The organism is Ruegeria sp. PrR005, assembly GCF_010500245.1.
GTDB lineage: Bacteria > Pseudomonadota > Alphaproteobacteria > Rhodobacterales > Rhodobacteraceae > Ruegeria_B > Ruegeria_B marisflavi.
Window position 1 is genome coordinate 149,623 of record NZ_JAAGOX010000055.1, and the last position, 16,562, is coordinate 166,184.

Below are 16,562 nucleotides of genomic sequence, written 5' to 3' on the forward strand. Positions count from 1 at the left end.
GCCCCATGCGGAAAGAGTCGTGGGTTGCGGATCAGAACTTCCAGCGTGCGCCGAAGAGAAACGCATCCACATCCTTGTAAGATGTCCCCGGGTCGGACAGTTCGTGATTTCTGTAGCCCAGGTAGACCTGAGTGTTGATGCTGTCGATGTTTTGGTTCACGCCGACGCCCAGGGTCTTGGATTCACGGCCCGCCAAGCCAAAGTCGCTGCCATTGTAATAATCAATGGCAAACGATGTGGCGCCGATCGACAGGAACTGGCTCTCGTAACCTGCAAGGACATAGGTGTAATTGCCGTCGTTCTCGCGGCTGCCCCCGGCGACCGCAAAGTTCAGCCCTGACCGGAATTTGACGGCCACTGCCCCAAAGGTATCATCGCGATCGACACCACCGCGATCCCGGCGCGAGAAACCGATCCCACCCTTGACCTGGGTTCCGTCGAATTCGCCCGCATATCGCAGCGCAATGTCATAGTATTTGTCACTGTTGCCAGGTGTAAGCACATCGGTACCGGCTGCCAGCGCAACGCTGAACCCGTTGAAGCTGGGCGTGTCGTAGCGCACGCGCCCCTGCCGACCGCCATCCAGGCTGGGGTTGACCGAACTGATGGTCACGCCGGACAAGGCACCGGCTGCGGTCCGAAACTGGAACGAACCGGCAAAATCGCCGACACCGTTGTAGGTGGTCATTCCATTGCCGCTGAAAGAAAGATCAGCGATGCCATCCGATGCCATCGATCCTTGTCCGACATAGAGCGTGCCCCAGCTGTCGCCGGAATAGGAGAAGTCGATCTTGCGAAGATCGGTACGGTCCCAATCAACGCCTTTGGGCGTGTTCGTCTGGCTGACGCCCCCAGACGAGCGAAAACCGAACGCGGTCTCGAAATTGAACTTGAACGTGCCCTGATACATGGGCTGCACCACCCACAGGCCGACACGCGTGTTTGAATGCGCGTTGTCGACAAATGTATCCTTGCTCTGCACTCCGTCATCAACCGACTGCCAAGCGGGCGAGACCTGCCCGTAAATCTTGACATAGCCGCCTGAGGCATTGTCCCACTTCAGTTCCGCCGCAGCCGGCACCGCCACCATTGCAGCCGCCAGCGCAACACCTGTCTTGATCTTGAATTGTCTGGTCATGTCATAACACCGTTCAAAGGGTTGGCTTCTTACCCCCTTCAAATGGCAAAACTGGTCCTCACTTCCAGAGAAGGCGCAGATTCGCGCGCCAACTTTGGCATTTCCGCAACACGGAATCGTGATGACTTGTGATATTTTTGGGCATTCTCAATCGCTTAACAGGAGATGGCGATCAAGCGTGATCACGCGCAAAGGAAAAAGCCACCCGCAGCTCTGCGCCCTCTGCATGGCCCACCCCCGCAGGATGCAGCGCTCTTGCCTGTTTCGCGAAACGCACCCGTTAGCACTGGCCATGATAGAAATGAAATCTTCGCTGACCATGAGAAGTGGTGCGGGTGAAGGGACTTGAACCCCCACGCCTTGCGGCGCCAGAACCTAAATCTGGTGCGTCTACCAATTCCGCCACACCCGCAGTCACGGCCCGTCGCAGCGGCGCCGTGACGCGCTGAATAGCAAAGCTTTCAACCGAGCGCGAGGGGTAATCTGCGGGTCCGGTTCACGGTACCGCAAAGGCACGATCTTACACATTTATCAAAAATCGGCAGGAAAACGCCGCGACATGTACATGATTTTGCCATATTCTCAGCCGCAAAAATAAAGAGCAGAACAAGGTGACCAATCATGAACACAAAGGCGCGCGCCCTAGCTGCCGGCAAGGTTTCGTATTCCAGCCCTGATGTTTTGCCAGTGTCCGAAGCGGGTTTTCTGGCTGGCACCGTCTTGTTGACCCAGGATGGCGAGATGCCGGTAGAGTTCCTGTCCCCCGGAGACCGGATCATCACCCGCGACCGCGGTTTTGCCCCCCTGCGCCGTGTTGCCCGCGCGCGCCAGTCCGTGCGCGCCATCCGCTTTGCCGCCGGGTCGCTGGGCAACACCCGCCCCGAATGTGATCTGGTTCTGCCTGCGGGCCAACCGGTGCTGATCCGCGACTGGCGGGCGCAGGCGCTGTTCGGGACATCTCAAGCCATGGTACGAGCCGATGCGCTAGTGGATGGAGAGTTCGTCTGCGACCTGGGGCCGCGCGATATGCAGCTGTTCCAACTGCATTTCGACGAGCCCCATGTGCTTTATGCCGGCGGGCTGGAAGTAGCGGGCCAATACCTGCCCACTTCGAGCCGCCTCGCCGCCTAAAGCCCCAGTTTCCGGAACACTGCTGGCAGTTGTTCCGGCAGATCCTCTGCGATCAGGCCCGGGCCGAACTCCAGCGCGCATTCCACATGCAGCCAGGCGGCGGTCTCGGCCGCCTGCATCGGCGCAAGGCCGCGCGCCAGAAGCCCGGTAATGAACCCGGCCAGCACATCGCCCGACCCGGCGGTCGCCAGCCAGGGTGCCGAGCGCTCGTAATGGGCCGAGTTGACCGAACAGCGTCCTTCGGGGGCCGCGATCACCGTATCGGGCCCCTTGAACAGCACCACACAGCCTGCGCGTTTGGCCGCCTCGCGGGTGGCATCGACCTTGGAGTAGGCCGGTCCCTTGGTGGCGGGTGCGGTCAGTTTCTCGGAGATATCGGGGAATAGCCGCGCGAATTCGCCGCCATGTGGGGTCAGAACGCAGTTCTCGTGCAGATGGGCAAACAGCTCAGCCGGGTTCTCAGCATAGGCCGTCAGCGCGTCTGCATCCAGCACCGTGGCGCGCTTTGCGGCCAACGCCACCGGCACCAGATTGCGCGCCCGCTCGACGCCCATACCGGGGCCCAGGCAAAGCGCGTTGAGGCGGGCATCCTCCAGCACTGTCGCTAACCCATCGGCACCGTCGATCCGTGCCAACATCAACGCGGTGATCTGACAGGCAACCTCTTGCTGCGCGCTGGGCGGCACCCCCAGCGTCACCAGCCCCGCCCCGATCCGCAAGGTTCCGCGGGCGGCAAGGCGCGCGGCGCCGGTTTGGCCCGCTCTACCGGTGAGGATCAAGGCGTGGCCGTGGGAGTATTTGTGGCCCGAATATTTCTTATTTTTATTTTCTTTCTCGTAGCCAAGCAACTCGACGCAGCCTTTGGGGTAAACTTTGGGCAAACCTAGTGGCACAACTTTGAGTTTCCCGCAGCCTTTCGCTCCTCCGTAGCTGCCGCAACTCTGACTCATATGATGGCCAATTTTTGCACTATGGAATGTTACAGTAAGATGAGTTGGGAGGGCTCCAAAGTCTCGCCCGCTATCGCTGCAAACACCGCTAGGAAAATCAATTGCGACGAAGCGGTCTCCGTTCGGCTCATGCGCATCCACAATCAGAGGAGTCGGCATAAAGCCATTCCAAGCTTCATCCGTGTCATCAGGCATTTTGCGGGTCAGCCCCGTTCCGAATAACGCGTCAATTACGAGAAACTGGCATTCTTCATCTCCTTCGTAGAAATCACGGACACCTCGATCATCCCACTCATTGACACTGCCCAACTCCCGCCACCGTTCATAATTCACCTTCGCATCCGGCGGCAGCTTGTCCGGGTCTCCATACAGGAACACCTCCACCTCCCAGCCGCGCTCCTTCAAGAGCCGCGCCACCACAAAGCCGTCGCCGCCATTGTTACCCGGCCCGCAAAGGACCACAGCCCGCCATACCCCTTCCTCTTGCCGCAGATATCCCGGGGGTGCGGGGGCTGGCCCCCGCTCGTCTGCCAATTCGGGCCATTCCTCGAAAATCGCTTCGACCACCCCGCGCCCGGCGCGCTCCATCAACTCCAGCCCGGTCACCTCGCCCGAGGCGATTGCGGCTTGTTCTATTGCCCGCATCTGTGCTGCGGTGAGCAGTTCAGCCATGTTCCGATCACTCGCGATTCAATTCTGATGCTTTTTTGTGCGTCATGATGAAATTTTCACCTCATGCCCATTTTTGCCGCATCTGCACCGGCTGATTTCCGCAATCGCATTGTGACCCCAGCTTAGACGTGATCTGAGGCGGGCTGACAAGCTTGCAAGGAGCACCGCGATGAAGAAGATCGAAGCGATCATCAAACCATTCAAGCTGGACGAGGTGAAAGAGGCGCTGCAAGACGTGGGCGTCCAGGGCCTCAGCGTGGTCGAGGTCAAGGGTTTTGGCCGCCAGAAAGGCCATACCGAGCTTTATCGCGGTGCCGAATATGTGGTCGACTTCCTGCCCAAGGTGAAACTCGAAGTGGTGCTGGACGACGATCAGGTCGACGCCGCCATCGAGGCCATCGTGGGCGCCGCCAAGACCGACAAGATCGGTGACGGCAAGATTTTCGTCTCGACCATCGAACAAGCCATCCGCATCCGTACCGGCGAGACCGGTTCGGACGCGCTTTGACCCGAACACACTCTAGCAGAGGACAACAGAGTATGAGCAAGGACGCAGTTCTTCAGCTGATCAAGGACGAGGGTGCCGAATATGTCGACATCCGCTTCACCGACCCGCGCGGCAAGCTGCAACACGTGACCATCGTGTCGGATCTGGTCGACGAGGATTTCCTGGAAGAAGGCTTCATGTTCGACGGTTCGTCGATTGCCGGCTGGAAGTCGATCGAAGCCTCGGACATGAAACTGATGCCCGACACCGAAAGCGCCTATGTCGATCCGTTCTACGCGGAAAAGACCATCTGCATTCATTGCTCGGTGGTCGAGCCCGACACCGGCGAGGCCTATGACCGCGACCCGCGCGGCACCGCCGTCAAGGCCGAGGCCTATCTGAAGGCATCCGGCATCGGCGATGTGGCCTATATGGGTCCCGAGGCGGAATTCTTCCTGTTCGACGACGTGCGCTTTTCGAACACCATCAACAAGGTCTCCTACGAGGTCGACGCGACCGACGCATCCTGGAACTCGGATGCCGAGTTCGAAACCGGCAACATGGGTCACCGTCCCGGCCTGAAGGGTGGCTATTTCCCGGTCAACCCGATCGACGAGGCCCAGGATCTGCGCGCCGAGATGCTCTCGACCATGAAGCGCATGGGCATGAAGGTCGACAAGCACCACCACGAGGTGGCCAGCTGTCAGCACGAGCTGGGCCTGATCTTCGGCACGCTGACCAAGCAGGCCGACGAGATCCAGAAATACAAATACGTGATCCACAACGTGGCGCATGCCTATGGCAAGTCGGCCACCTTCATGCCGAAGCCGATCTATGGCGACAACGGCTCGGGCATGCATGTGAACATGTCGATCTGGAAAGACGGCAAGCCGCTGTTTGCCGGTGACAAATATGCCGATCTGAGCCAGGAAGCGCTGTATTTCATCGGCGGCATCCTGAAGCACGCCAAGACGCTGAACGCCTTCACCAACCCGGGCACCAACAGCTACAAGCGCCTGATCCCAGGTTTTGAGGCCCCCGTGCTGCGCGCCTATTCGGCCCGCAACCGCTCGGGCTGCGTCCGTATCCCATGGACCGAAAGCCCCAAGGCCAAGCGCGTCGAGGCCCGCTTCCCCGATCCGTCGGCAAACCCCTATCTGTGCTTTGCCGCGCTGCTCATGGCCGGTCTTGACGGCATCAAGAACAAGATCGATCCGGGCGAGGCGATGGACAAGAACCTCTACGACCTGCCCGCCGAGGAACTGGCCGGTATCCCGACCGTCTGCGGCTCGCTGCGCGAGGCGCTGGAATGCCTGGCGGCCGATCACGACTTCCTGTTGCAGGGCGACGTGTTCACCAAGGACCAGATCGAGGGCTATATCGAGCTGAAGATGGAAGAGGTCCACAAGTACGAGCACACCCCGCACCCGGTGGAATTCGGCATGTACTACAGCTGCTGATCGCAGCCAGTATCTCAGATCGGGGGCGTCCTTCGGGGCGCCCTCTTTCTTTGGTTGGTTGATGGTCCATCGCATTCCGGGGTGGGATCTGCAATTACCCGATGGTCAAGCACTTAAACCAATTGAGTTGTTTCCGGGTTTTCCTCCAGCCTGAAAACCTCGATCGGCTCCCGAATTCCCTTCAGATGCAGGGTACCTCGTGAAACCACCCTGAATTCATCTTCGACTGCAATAGCAGCTCTCGGGCTCAGAAGGATCTCGCCGTCTTCGGCTTCGTCGCACAGCCTGGAACCGAGGTTTATTGCAGTCCCGGACGCGGTGTAATCAAACCGCCCTTCGGATCCCACCATTCCGACAGTGGCATACCCCAGTGACACGCCGACACCAAATCCCAAACGGTAACCGAGCCGCTTCCACTGCCGGCCGAGGTGCGCCATCCGTTCGCGCATCGCAACGGCCAACCGCACGGCTTGGCCGGCCGGGTTATCGCAGGGTATCGGATCATTGAACAAAACCATGATGCCATCCCCCATCCGGTGATCGACGCCCGCCCCATGTGCATTGATCAGCTTGCCCATCTCCTCATGATAGGTCTGCAAGACCTCGATGGTCTCTTCGGGTTCGGCGGTTTCGCAAAAGGCAGTAAATCCGCGAATGTCACAAAACAGCACCCCCAGCAGGGCGCGGTGGCTGGACAGTATTCTGTCCGAACCGGAGGAAACGATGGTATCGGCCACCGCCGGAGGCAGAAACCGCTTGAGCCGCCCCATGCGTTCGATCTCGGCCACTTGCGTGTCGACCCGATCTTGCAGCGATTGGTTGAGTGTTTCCACCTCTTCGGTCTTGTCCTTCAGCGCACAAAACTGCCGGACATTCTCGACGGCGATCATTGCATGGTCGGCAAACAGCTGGATGAGTTCGATATCGGCGCCTGAAAAAGCCTCGGGAACGCGCCCGGCCAGGCTCAGAACGCCGTGACACCGATCACGGGCCAGCAATGGAACGTGCAACAGACTTCTTGCCGCGCCGGTCTCCTGGTTTGTATCGACATTCTCGGTGTCGGGAATGTGAACAACCGTTCTCGATACTGCTGCACGCACCAGCGGATTGCCGACGTCGTCCAATCGGGGCGGTTTCTGGAAATGCAATGCGACCAGCCATTCGTCTTCGCCCTGATAGGCGGCCAGTTGCAGTTCCTGCCCGTCATCCGACAAAAGAAAAAACCCCGCGTGCAGGCTGTCACACAACCGGCGCGCATGGGCCAGGATCACGTCGAACACCGGGAGGCTGTCTTCGCGAGAGCGGGTAATGACCTGAAGAATATCACGCGATGCCGCCTCACGTTCCCGCATGGCTTGAAACGTTGGCACATCGACTTTCGGTTCCGTGTCAGAATTCAACCTTGGGCCCTTGGTCAGGAGATCAAATGAACGTCTTCAAGGCCAATCGTCAAAGACTATGGAGTCAGATCCATCGCCGTAACGATACCGCTATAGGGTAAGCCCGCCTTGTCGTTCAGGGCGCGCACGTCGTCGGCTGTCTCTGCCTCGAAAAGACACATGCAACGTCCGTCCTGCGGCGCAAACGTCGACCGGATGTATCGGATTTCGGTTCCCGCAGCGCGCATTTCCGCCGCCTTCGAAATCGCGGCCTTCTGCGCCTCTGCTAGGTCTTCCATAGCGATCCCTTTGAGATCGCGCTCTACCATGAATACCGGCATCCGCCCCCCATTCCTCGGTTCCGTCGATGTCAAATCATACAACAAAGCCTTCGTCGGTAGAACGAGCAATTGAGTATCTTCTCGTTTCCACGAGGTTCCGGACGCCCGACCAGCGCCGTCTGTATCGCGACACCGGAAAGGCAAAGGAGATGTCGTTCGAGTGCCGTTGCTCCACATGATGTGGGAGTTCCCTGCCTCGTCTATGCCCGGGAGTTTGGAATAGACCACAGCACACCTCGCGTCTTTTGACCCGAGGAAGGCCCATATTCCCCTTTGAGCTAACGCCCTGCCCGGCTAGTCTGAATGTGTATTACTGGCAAAGGACTATTTCATGCGGCTTCTTGCTTTGACCCTGGCGATCACACTGACCGCCGGTACTGTCGCGGCCCAGACTATCGAGCGTATTCGCGACACCGGAAAGATCACCATCGGGTTCCGCGTCGACGCGGCGCCGCTTTCCTTTGCCGATGCCGAGGGACGGCCTGCGGGCTATACGCCTTTGCTATGCGACAGGCTGGCACAGGCGATGGCCGACCAGCTGGACATGGCCGAACTGAAGGCCAGCTTTGTGCCGGTCACAACCTCGGACCGGTTCGACAGGATCGCCAAGGGCGAAATCGACATTCTGTGTGGCGCGGCCACCGTGACGCTGGAGCGGCAGAAGATCGTCGATTTCTCGATCCCTGTCTATGTCGACGGAACATCCGTTATCACGCGCCGCGGTGCTGGCGCTCACCTGTCTGACCTTGCGGGCAAGACCATCGGGTTTCGTGCCGATACCACCACGGAACAAGCTGTTTTGAACTCTTTCCAAGGTGCCGGGTTAGAGGCCCGCTTCGAACGCTTCACCGATCACAAAGCCGGATTCAAGGCGCTAAACAACGGGACCCTTGACGCCTACTTCGCAGATCAGTCCATCCTGATCTTCAACTATCTGGCCGGAAAAATGGCCGAACGGTTCCAGCTTATGGACGAAATCCTGACGCTTGAAAAACAAGCGCTTGCCCTGCCCCGCGGTGACAGCGATTTCCGACTTCTGATCGATACGCTGCTGTCCGAGATGTACGCCGACGGCACCATCAACCGCGTCTTCCACGAGGCGCTGCCCGGCGTCGAACCGGGCGCCGCGCTCAAGGCGATGTTTCTGATCGCACCCACCTTGCCCTAACCCAACGCCGAACTTGATGGTAGTACCCGACATGCGTGCAATTCTTCTCGCCCTGTTGCTGACCCAACTTCCCGCCGCCGGCGCCGCGCTGACCTGTGGCAACACCTCCTCGGGCTTTAACGCCTGGAAGGCCGAATTCGCCCAGTTGGCACGCCAGCGCGGTATTGGCAGGGCCGGTCTCAGCGCACTGGAACAGGCAAGTTATGCCACCGCGACCATCCGCGCTGACCGGGGACAGAAGAGCTTCAAGTACTCGCTGGAAAAGTTCATGCAGGTGCGCGGTGCCGACACGATCGTGGTGCAAGGCCGCAAACGCAAGGCTCGCGACCCCGAGTTCTATGCCGCCCTCGAACGGCAATATGGCGTCCCCCCCGGCATCCTGATCGCGCTGCACGGCATGGAAACAGCCTTTGGCAGCTTCATGGGCGATAGCCCCGTAGTCGCCGCGATCACCACGCTGGCCTACGATTGCCGCCGGTCGGATTTCTTTATCCCGCATGCACTGGCTGCGCTGGAACTGGTCGACCGCAAGGCGATCACGGCCAACACCAAAGGCGCCAAGCATGGCGAATTGGGGCACACACAGTTCCTTCCTGGCAACGCCCTGACCTATGGCGTCGACGCAACCGGAGATGGAAGGGTCGATTTCTACAACATGACCGACGCGCTGGCCTCGACCGCCAATTTCCTGCGCCAGAAGGGCTGGAAACCGGGGCGCGGATATCAGCCAGGTGAGCCGAATTTCGAAGTAATCAAGCAATGGAATGCGGCTTCGGTATATCAGCAGGCGATCGCGATCATGGCACGGAGAATCGACAGCTAAAAGTTGCATCCAGCCAACTAAGCGACGCCTGTGTGACAGATTTTCGCCACAATTCATCAAGTTTTTAGTAAAATGCTGGTTTCCAGTCGCGAACCAATTCTGGCAGAAAAGATGAATTGCCCTCCTATCATGCCTTTTCGGCCCCATTTTCTCCACCATACCCCTCTAGCTTGATTGCCAGATGAACACGTATGGAGGAACTCACTGTGGCACAGACAGGCAAGTATCACGGTGGACTGGTATTCCTGGGAAACGAAGAAGGCGTTCTCGACCGCTTCAGCCGGATCGTGACAGCCACCCTGGAGGATTACGGGCACGCCGTTGAGCGTCAGACGCTACTGAGTGATCGTGAAGCCCGGATCGTATCGAGCCAGTTTCTTGTCAAACTGACCCTCGAAGCGGAAGCTGAAGAAAACCCGCGTGTCCGTCGCCTTGACGAAGCGGCGGGCCTCAACCGCCGCAAACACGTGGCCAAGGTTCGGCCTCGGAACAGGCTTGTCATTGCGATCACCCCTGTCTCCGAATGCTCTGAGGATCGCGATGTTACCGAACTCATGCTCGTCGTGATGCTGTACCGAATGGTCGATCTCTACGCCAGCGAGTTGATTGAATGGCTGGACCCGAACGTCAAACTGACGGTCGAACAGTTTCTTGGCGCGTTCTCCAACATTTCTCCGCGTCGGGTGCGCGGACGTCAGCAGATTCTGTATCATCAGGGCGATCGTTTTGCGCCGATCGACGAAACGGCATCGGGCCTTGCGACCCGATATGACACGATCATGGGTCAGACGGCCCATCAGGGCGAAACTGGTCTCATCGAACTGACGGAACAGGAGGCGTTGGCGCTTGCCTTCCGCGGTGACCCGCGCCCCGACGAGGTGGATGGTCTGACCCCAGAGGAACAGGCGCAGAACGACATTCGTCGGCTGGCAAGCTGGGGAATGACCGGTTGTCTTGCCTTTGTTTCGGCTCCGGTCGCGGTCTCATTGGCGGCCGTGAACCTGATCCGCGGCGAGGATTTTCGCCTGAACACCCAAGTCTTGTCGCTGACGGCCGCTCTGGTCTTTCTGCAAAGCTCTGGCGCCATGACAAACGTGCTGTCGTTGCTGCCGATCTGAGAACAGACACAAAAAGCTCCAGGCCTTCGCCAGATCCGGCGGAGGCCTTTTCTAATGCGCGGCCAATCTAGGCGCGTCAGCCCGGGCGATAACGTAAGTGTGGATCGAAAACACCACTGCCTGTGTCACCGGCAACCGCACGATGCTTTGCTTCTCACTGCGAAGGAAACCCGCGTCCTGCGGAACCGGAACACGCCGTCGGTTGTGAATGCTGCGCGGCTGGTGCAACTCGGCATCGGCATACCAAAGCGCGTTGAACCGCCAAAGCGGGCGTCCGACCTGCACGCCGTCGAACAGCCGCTGCACCCTGCGCGCTACATCCGCATCATAGCTGGCGACCGGTTCATGTATCGAGACCAGAGGTCGGCCAAACTTCTCTTCCAAGGTCCAGCTTGCAGGAAAACAAAGTACGGCGGCGGTCAAAACATGTTCGTCGCCCTGTTTCTGCAAAATGCAGAAGTCTTCCTGAACCAGACGCCCCAAAGTCCGCATGGGCTGACTTCGGTCGATCCCGACCGTCACCCCGTCGGGCCGTTCAACCCTGGCAGCAGCCTCGGGATAGGCCGCTGCCAGAACCGCATCCAGCAATTCCTCGGCAGCCGGGCGAGCCTCTTCGGACATAGCCAGGACGGTCTCTGGTTTCGTCGCGATCAAAGAGTCGCGACGCGCCATCTGGCCGTCGAATGCCTCGTCCCTTTGCAACCATTCGGTCATATTCAACGGCTGGATTCCCGGCAACGGTCTGGGCGCCAACACATCATAGGGCAGCGTTTTTTGCAGAATCTCTTTCATTTTGCTCCCATATCACCCGAACAAACATCGTGGCAGGTCGAAAACGACATGGTTTGACGTCGCGAGAGTGTGCGACTCGGCCTTGTTTCCGGGTGACCCTTGGGGAAACTCACGGGAGGCCATGTCTTGAACCACCATTATCGCGACACCCGCAAAATCGACCCGACTCGGGGCGCTACGCTGGGCGACGGATCGCCCAATGACAATGACCGGATCGAGATCGGGCCAACCCAGCTTGCCTTTTCCGAATGGGCCTCCGCCGGGTTGGAACTGCCCAACCTCACCCGGATGCGCGAGTACCGCTGGAAACGCCTGACCCAGGCCATCGTCGACCGGGGCTATGGCGGCCTTTTGATGTTCGATCCGCTCAACATCCGCTATGCCACAGACTCGACCAACATGCAGCTTTGGAACACCCATAATCCGTTCCGCGCGGTGCTGCTGTGTGCCGACGGCTACATGGTGATCTGGGATTACAAGAACTCACCCTTTTTGAGCACGTTCAACCCGCTGGTGCGCGAACAGCGCTCGGGCGCGGATCTCTTTTATTTCGACCGGGGCGACAAGGTGGATATCGCCGCCGATGTCCTGTCAAACGAAGTCCGCGTTCTGATCGAGGAACACGGCGGCAACAACAAGCGTCTCGCCGTGGACAAGGTCATGCTGCACGGCCTGCGCGCGCTCGAGGCGCAAGGCTTTGAAATCATGGAAGGCGAGGAGGTCACCGAAAAGACCCGCGCCATCAAGGGGAGCGACGAGATCCTGGCCATGCGCTGCGCCCATCATGCTTGCGACAGCGCCATCGCCGAGATGGAGCGCTTCGCCCGCGCCAATGTAGGCGATGGCAAGACCAGCGAGGACGACATCTGGGCGGTGCTGCATGCCGAGAATATCCGCCGCGGCGGCGAATGGATCGAGACCCGGTTACTGGCCTCGGGGCAGCGGACCAACCCCTGGTTTCAGGAATGCGGCCCGCGCATCACGCAGAAAAACGAAATCATCGCTTTCGACACCGATCTGATCGGCTCTTACGGCATCTGCGTCGACATCTCCCGCACCTGGTGGATCGGCGACCAGAAACCACGCGCCGACATGATCGAGGCGATGAAACACGCGCATGAGTTCATCAACTACAACATGTCACTGCTGAAACCGGGACTGATGATCCCGGACCTGATTGCGCAATGCATGAAGCACCCCGCCAAGTACAATGCGCAGAAATACGGCTGCCTGATGCACGGTGTGGGCCTGTGTGATGAATGGCCCCTGGTCGCGCATCCGGACAAGGCTGTGCCCGGCGCCTTCGACTATGCGCTCGAACCCGGTATGGTTCTGTGTGTCGAAGCCTGCTGCGGCGAGGTTGGCGGCGATTTCACCATCAAGCTTGAGGACCAGGTATTGATCACCGAGGACGGATACGAGAACCTGACAAGCTATCCTTTCGATGCAGAATTGATGGGCGATTGATCACCGCCCGGACATCATCATGGCCCGCACCTCAAAAGGTCTCAGAACCGGCTGGCATGGCGGGCCATATTGCCCCAGATCTACCACAAGCTCTGGAAATATATTGAAAATCTCGTCGCGCGCTTCGGCCGACAGCGCATTCTTGGCCGCTTCGGCCGGCAGCAGCGTCTCGCATTCCACCCCGTTGGCAAACACGGTCTGGTGACTGTCGAGCAGGATATGGAAATACTCCACCGTCTCGCACGTCTGATCGGGACGTATTGTGCCGTCATTGACCAGGCTTTTGGCCGGGACCAGTACTTCGGATGAACCGAACAGAAGCTCTGCCCGCCAATCGCGAAGCAGGACACGGTGCTGAGGTGACAGACACAGGTCGGTCTCGGGGTACCCCGGCTCCAGCGAACCCGCAGCAAAACGGATAGGACGCAGATCGGGTCTGGCGTTCAGTGCCGTTTTATCCAATTCGCGGCCGCCAACCCAGCGGATTTCCCGCGCGATACCATCCCCGCAGACAACCCTGTCGCCGGCGTTCAAGGTCTCGATCGCGGCCTGACCGTCAGGAACCCCAATCATCGTGCCCCGCACGAAACAGACGACAACTTTAGCAACACCGGTGCCATTGGTCGATTCCGCGTCGATCGTGATCGTATGCGGCAGCCCATCCGTCCCGGTATAATTGAAGGTCCATACGTTACCCACCGTCGTATAACTGTCGAACCCGGTAAAGACGAAACAGTCGAGTGGATCCAGGCTTTTGACCGTGATGGAAAAGTCATCGTCGAACCCCGAAAGATCGAAATGAAACTCGTCGTCCCCGCCAGGCCCTGCGCCCGGTTCCGTGGGCGTTCCCTTGCCCCATTTCTCAAACTGGTAGTTTCCAGACAGGTCCCCCCCGTCAACGACCGTGACGATCTGATTGTCGTCCGCATTGCCAGAGATTAGGTCCGTGCCCTTGATCTTTCCCTTGTTCTCGTCGGCAAACAGATCGACCGTCAGTACCTCTACTGCCATGACAACTGTCCCTTGGAGGGGCGGCCGGCCATGGCGCGGGCGCAAAACAGGGTCCGGGCCACCAAATTCAATTCATCGATCAGCAAGGCTCCCTTGTGCGCCCGAGCAAACCCCTCAGCCATATGTTCGAGAATGTCCGATGCCTGATCCGGATACCGCTGGATGATCGCATGATGCATCTGCACATAATCCCAGCCACGCGGGCGCATTGCGGCGAACTCCAGGTCACACCCGATCAGATCGCCATGATCGGAAACCAGGAAATTATGGAGGGCACAGTCCCCTCTCGACAAAGCCTTGCCACAGAGCGGCACCTGAGCCAGCGCCGCCCCGGTGTCACCAATCGTGTCCAGGTCGAGGCCACCTGGCACGCGAGACAGATATCCCTGCCAGTTGCCGCAGGCGCGTTCCCACGGGGCGACCGCATCGAACCGGGCCAGCCATTCGCCAAGCTTCAGACCGAACTCGGACGTGCTCCATACTGAAAGCGGATTCTGGGAGTTCTCTGATCCTATCCACTTCAGGACGATCATTCGGTGAGCATCGCTGAATGCCAGAAATTCGGGGACCAGACCGCTGACCGCAAAACAAAGATAAGCCGCTCTTTCCCGTTCGAAGGCGGCATATGCAGATGGATCCTCGGCGTCGAACAGTTTCAGAAACAAGCGCTTGCCATTGCACTCTGCGCCCAGACACACCGCGCGACGGCCGGACTTCATCGGCCAAAGAGACATTTCACCATGAGTGGACTGTTCACAAACTGAGCGCGCCAGTTGCTCCAGGGTCGCGACCGGTAATCGGCCCACTTCCCCTTTCCAGTCCTTCTTCGACAAGTATCTTTCCGTGGTCATTGGTCTTCGCCTGCCTTTCAGCAAACGCGCAACCCCCAAGCCGCGTTTCCAATTCACGTTTTCCTGAATTTGGAAACTACCGTCGAAAAAAGCCGTGAATAGGAGGAAATTATGGAAACAATCGGCACAATACGCCTTTTTCAGGCCCAGCTTCCCACTTCACCTTGGCGTGAATTCTGGCCGGGACCGGTTGCGGTCGGAAGGCTCACTGGCGATTTGTAGGGCTGCCCTTTCTCTGAACCCAAGGTGATGCAATGCCAACCGAACGGATAAGCTTCAAAGGCCACGACGGCAGCCAGCTGGCGGCTCGGCTGGATCTGCCGGACGGGCCGGTTCTGGCCACGGCGCTCTTTGCCCATTGTTTCACCTGCTCCAAGGATATCCCCGCTGCGCGCCGGATCTCGGCGCGGCTGGCCGCGATGGGGATCGCGGTGTTGCGCTTCGATTTCACCGGGCTTGGGCATTCCGAGGGCGAGTTTGCCAACACGACCTTTACCTCGAACGTCGAGGATCTCGTGGCTGCCGCCACCTACCTGGCCGGGCGCGACATGGCGCCGGCGCTTCTTATCGGACATTCGCTGGGTGGGGCGGCGGTGCTGCGAGCGCGCGCGCGGATCGCCTATGTCCGCGCAGTGGTGACCATCGGCGCCCCCGCCGATCCCAGTCATGTCGCGCATCATTTCGAGGCAGCCCTGCCCCGCATCCGGGCCGAGGGCGCGGCAGAGGTCTGTCTGGGCGGGCGCCCGTTCCGTATCGGACGGCAGTTTGTCCAGGATATCACCGAAAGCGCGCTGCAACCGGCCATCGCCGATCTGCGCGCCGCGCTCTTGGTGTTGCACGCGCCGCGCGACGAGACGGTGAGCATCGACAATGCCGCTCAGATATTTGTGGCCGCGAAACACCCCAAGAGTTTTGTCACACTGGACGATGCCGATCACCTGATCAGCCGCCCGCGCGACGCCGAGTATGCCGCCGAGGTGATCGCCGCTTGGGCCGGGCGGTATGTGGACCTGACCCCGCCTGCCCCGCCCCCCGGCGCGCCCGAGGGGATCGTAAGGGTGACCGAGGCCGATGCGGAGGGGTTCCTGCAAGATGTGCAGGCCGGCCCCGACCATCACGCGCTGGCGGACGAGCCGCTGTCCTATGGCGGCACCGACCGGGGCATGTCGCCCTATGGGTTCGTGTCGGCTGGTCTGGGGGCCTGCACCTCAATGACGATCCGCATGTATGCCCGCCGAAAAGGCTGGCCGCTGGAGGGGGTCAGCGTCGATGTCTGCCATGACAAAGTCCACGCCCAGGATGCCGATACTGGCGCCAGCGGCAAGATCGACTCCTTTACCCGCGTGATCAAGTTGAGCGGGCCACTGGATACCGAGCAACGTCAAAGACTGCTTGAAATCGCCGATAAATGCCCAGTCCACCGCACGCTCGAAGCAAACGCCCGGATCGTCACGCGCCTGTCCTCAGACGTCTGAGGCGCCTCAACGCAGGCGGGCGGGCATCGGGCGGGCGACCGGCGGGCGGTGAATCGGCGGGCGCGCCACGGGCGGCCTCGCGATTGGTGGCACCGGTTTCACCGGGGGCCGCTCGATCGGGTGTTCTGGACGCGGACGGTCCGGCCGGGGCGGACGGGGATAGCCATAGTAATAGTCGTTCCACAACATCGAGTCATAATAGACCGAGCCGCTTCCGGTCGCGTTCGGATCACAGCCCGCAAGGCCAAACACGGCAGCGAAAAGACCGGCGGAAAGAGTGAGTCTTGCAACACGCATGG

Annotated in this window: 16 protein-coding genes and 1 tRNA gene; 8 read left to right on the forward strand and 9 right to left on the reverse strand. The window is 59.7% G+C overall.

Annotated features, from left to right (window positions below; all coding sequences use genetic code 11):
- Nucleotides 1-31: 31 nt before the first annotated feature.
- Both G0P99_RS22030 and G0P99_RS22035 read right to left on the reverse strand, forming a co-directional pair.
- Complete coding sequence (locus tag G0P99_RS22030) at nt 32-1,138, reverse strand: porin (RefSeq protein WP_164132638.1); 1,107 nt, start codon at nt 1,136-1,138, stop codon at nt 32-34.
- Nucleotides 1,139-1,465: 327 nt separating this feature from the next.
- A tRNA-Leu gene (locus G0P99_RS22035) sits at nt 1,466-1,550 on the reverse strand.
- 209 nt (nt 1,551-1,759) lie between these two features.
- On the opposite strand from G0P99_RS22035, the gene G0P99_RS22040 reads away from it, so the two are divergent.
- Nucleotides 1,760-2,269 carry a Hint domain-containing protein gene (locus G0P99_RS22040; protein WP_164132639.1) on the forward strand — a complete coding sequence of 170 codons (510 nt, stop codon included), beginning with the start codon at nt 1,760-1,762 and terminating at the stop codon, nt 2,267-2,269.
- Here G0P99_RS22040 and G0P99_RS22045 read toward each other — a convergent pair.
- Nucleotides 2,266-3,891 (reverse strand): NAD(P)H-hydrate dehydratase, encoded by a 1,626-nt coding sequence (locus tag G0P99_RS22045; protein ID WP_164132640.1) that lies wholly within the window; start codon nt 3,889-3,891, stop codon nt 2,266-2,268. The genes G0P99_RS22040 and G0P99_RS22045 overlap by 4 nt on opposite strands.
- 169 nt (nt 3,892-4,060) lie before the next feature.
- Here G0P99_RS22045 and G0P99_RS22050 point away from each other — a divergent pair, with 169 nt between their 5' ends.
- Together G0P99_RS22050 and glnA are read left to right on the forward strand one after the other, a co-directional pair.
- The gene (locus G0P99_RS22050) at nt 4,061-4,399 is read left to right on the forward strand and encodes a P-II family nitrogen regulator (RefSeq protein ID WP_164132641.1); all 339 of its coding nucleotides are present in this window, start codon (nt 4,061-4,063) and stop codon (nt 4,397-4,399) included.
- A gap of 32 nt (nt 4,400-4,431) precedes the next feature.
- The gene (gene glnA / locus G0P99_RS22055; RefSeq protein ID WP_164132642.1) at nt 4,432-5,838 is read left to right on the forward strand and encodes a type I glutamate--ammonia ligase; all 1,407 of its coding nucleotides are present in this window, start codon (nt 4,432-4,434) and stop codon (nt 5,836-5,838) included.
- Between the two features lie 113 nt (nt 5,839-5,951).
- Here glnA and G0P99_RS22060 read toward each other — a convergent pair whose 3' ends face one another.
- Together G0P99_RS22060 and G0P99_RS25120 are read right to left on the reverse strand one after the other, a co-directional pair.
- Nucleotides 5,952-7,208 carry an adenylate/guanylate cyclase domain-containing protein gene (locus G0P99_RS22060; protein ID WP_164132643.1) on the reverse strand — a complete coding sequence of 419 codons (1,257 nt, stop codon included), beginning with the start codon at nt 7,206-7,208 and terminating at the stop codon, nt 5,952-5,954.
- Between the two features lie 86 nt (nt 7,209-7,294).
- A complete protein-coding gene (locus tag G0P99_RS25120) occupies nt 7,295-7,735 on the reverse strand; it encodes a DUF4242 domain-containing protein (RefSeq protein WP_370462868.1) in 441 nt (146 codons plus the stop codon).
- Nucleotides 7,736-7,889: 154 nt separating this feature from the next.
- Here G0P99_RS25120 and G0P99_RS22070 point away from each other — a divergent pair, with 154 nt between their 5' ends.
- From G0P99_RS22070 to G0P99_RS22080, 3 genes are all read left to right on the forward strand, one after another.
- The gene (locus G0P99_RS22070) at nt 7,890-8,726 is read left to right on the forward strand and encodes an amino acid ABC transporter substrate-binding protein (RefSeq protein ID WP_164132645.1); all 837 of its coding nucleotides are present in this window, start codon (nt 7,890-7,892) and stop codon (nt 8,724-8,726) included.
- Nucleotides 8,727-8,757: 31 nt separating this feature from the next.
- Nucleotides 8,758-9,549: a lytic transglycosylase domain-containing protein gene (locus tag G0P99_RS22075; protein ID WP_164132646.1), complete on the forward strand. Its 792-nt coding sequence runs from the start codon at nt 8,758-8,760 to the stop codon at nt 9,547-9,549.
- A gap of 191 nt (nt 9,550-9,740) precedes the next feature.
- Nucleotides 9,741-10,667, forward strand: a complete 927-nt coding sequence (locus G0P99_RS22080) for a hypothetical protein (protein ID WP_164132647.1) — start codon at nt 9,741-9,743, stop codon at nt 10,665-10,667.
- Nucleotides 10,668-10,718: 51 nt separating this feature from the next.
- Here the strand turns inward: G0P99_RS22080 and G0P99_RS22085 are convergent, their stop codons facing one another.
- Nucleotides 10,719-11,459 carry a DUF3445 domain-containing protein gene (locus G0P99_RS22085; protein WP_164132648.1) on the reverse strand — a complete coding sequence of 247 codons (741 nt, stop codon included), beginning with the start codon at nt 11,457-11,459 and terminating at the stop codon, nt 10,719-10,721.
- Nucleotides 11,460-11,585: 126 nt separating this feature from the next.
- Here G0P99_RS22085 and dddP point away from each other — a divergent pair, with 126 nt between their 5' ends.
- Complete coding sequence (gene dddP / locus G0P99_RS22090; protein WP_164132649.1) at nt 11,586-12,926, forward strand: dimethylsulfonioproprionate lyase DddP; 1,341 nt, start codon at nt 11,586-11,588, stop codon at nt 12,924-12,926.
- Here dddP and G0P99_RS22095 read toward each other — a convergent pair whose 3' ends face one another.
- A complete protein-coding gene (locus G0P99_RS22095) occupies nt 12,927-13,937 on the reverse strand; it encodes a Hint domain-containing protein (protein WP_164132650.1) in 1,011 nt (336 codons plus the stop codon).
- Complete coding sequence (locus G0P99_RS22100) at nt 13,928-14,788, reverse strand: hypothetical protein (protein ID WP_164132651.1); 861 nt, start codon at nt 14,786-14,788, stop codon at nt 13,928-13,930. The genes G0P99_RS22095 and G0P99_RS22100 overlap by 10 nt, the downstream gene beginning before the upstream one ends.
- A 254-nt stretch (nt 14,789-15,042) precedes the next feature.
- Here G0P99_RS22100 and G0P99_RS22105 point away from each other — a divergent pair, with 254 nt between their 5' ends.
- On the forward strand, nt 15,043-16,263 hold the full coding sequence (locus G0P99_RS22105) for a bifunctional alpha/beta hydrolase/OsmC family protein (protein WP_164132652.1): 1,221 nt from the start codon (nt 15,043-15,045) through the stop codon (nt 16,261-16,263).
- A gap of 6 nt (nt 16,264-16,269) precedes the next feature.
- Here G0P99_RS22105 and G0P99_RS22110 read toward each other — a convergent pair whose 3' ends face one another.
- Nucleotides 16,270-16,560, reverse strand: a complete 291-nt coding sequence (locus tag G0P99_RS22110) for a hypothetical protein (protein WP_164132653.1) — start codon at nt 16,558-16,560, stop codon at nt 16,270-16,272.
- Nucleotides 16,561-16,562 lie beyond the last annotated feature (2 nt).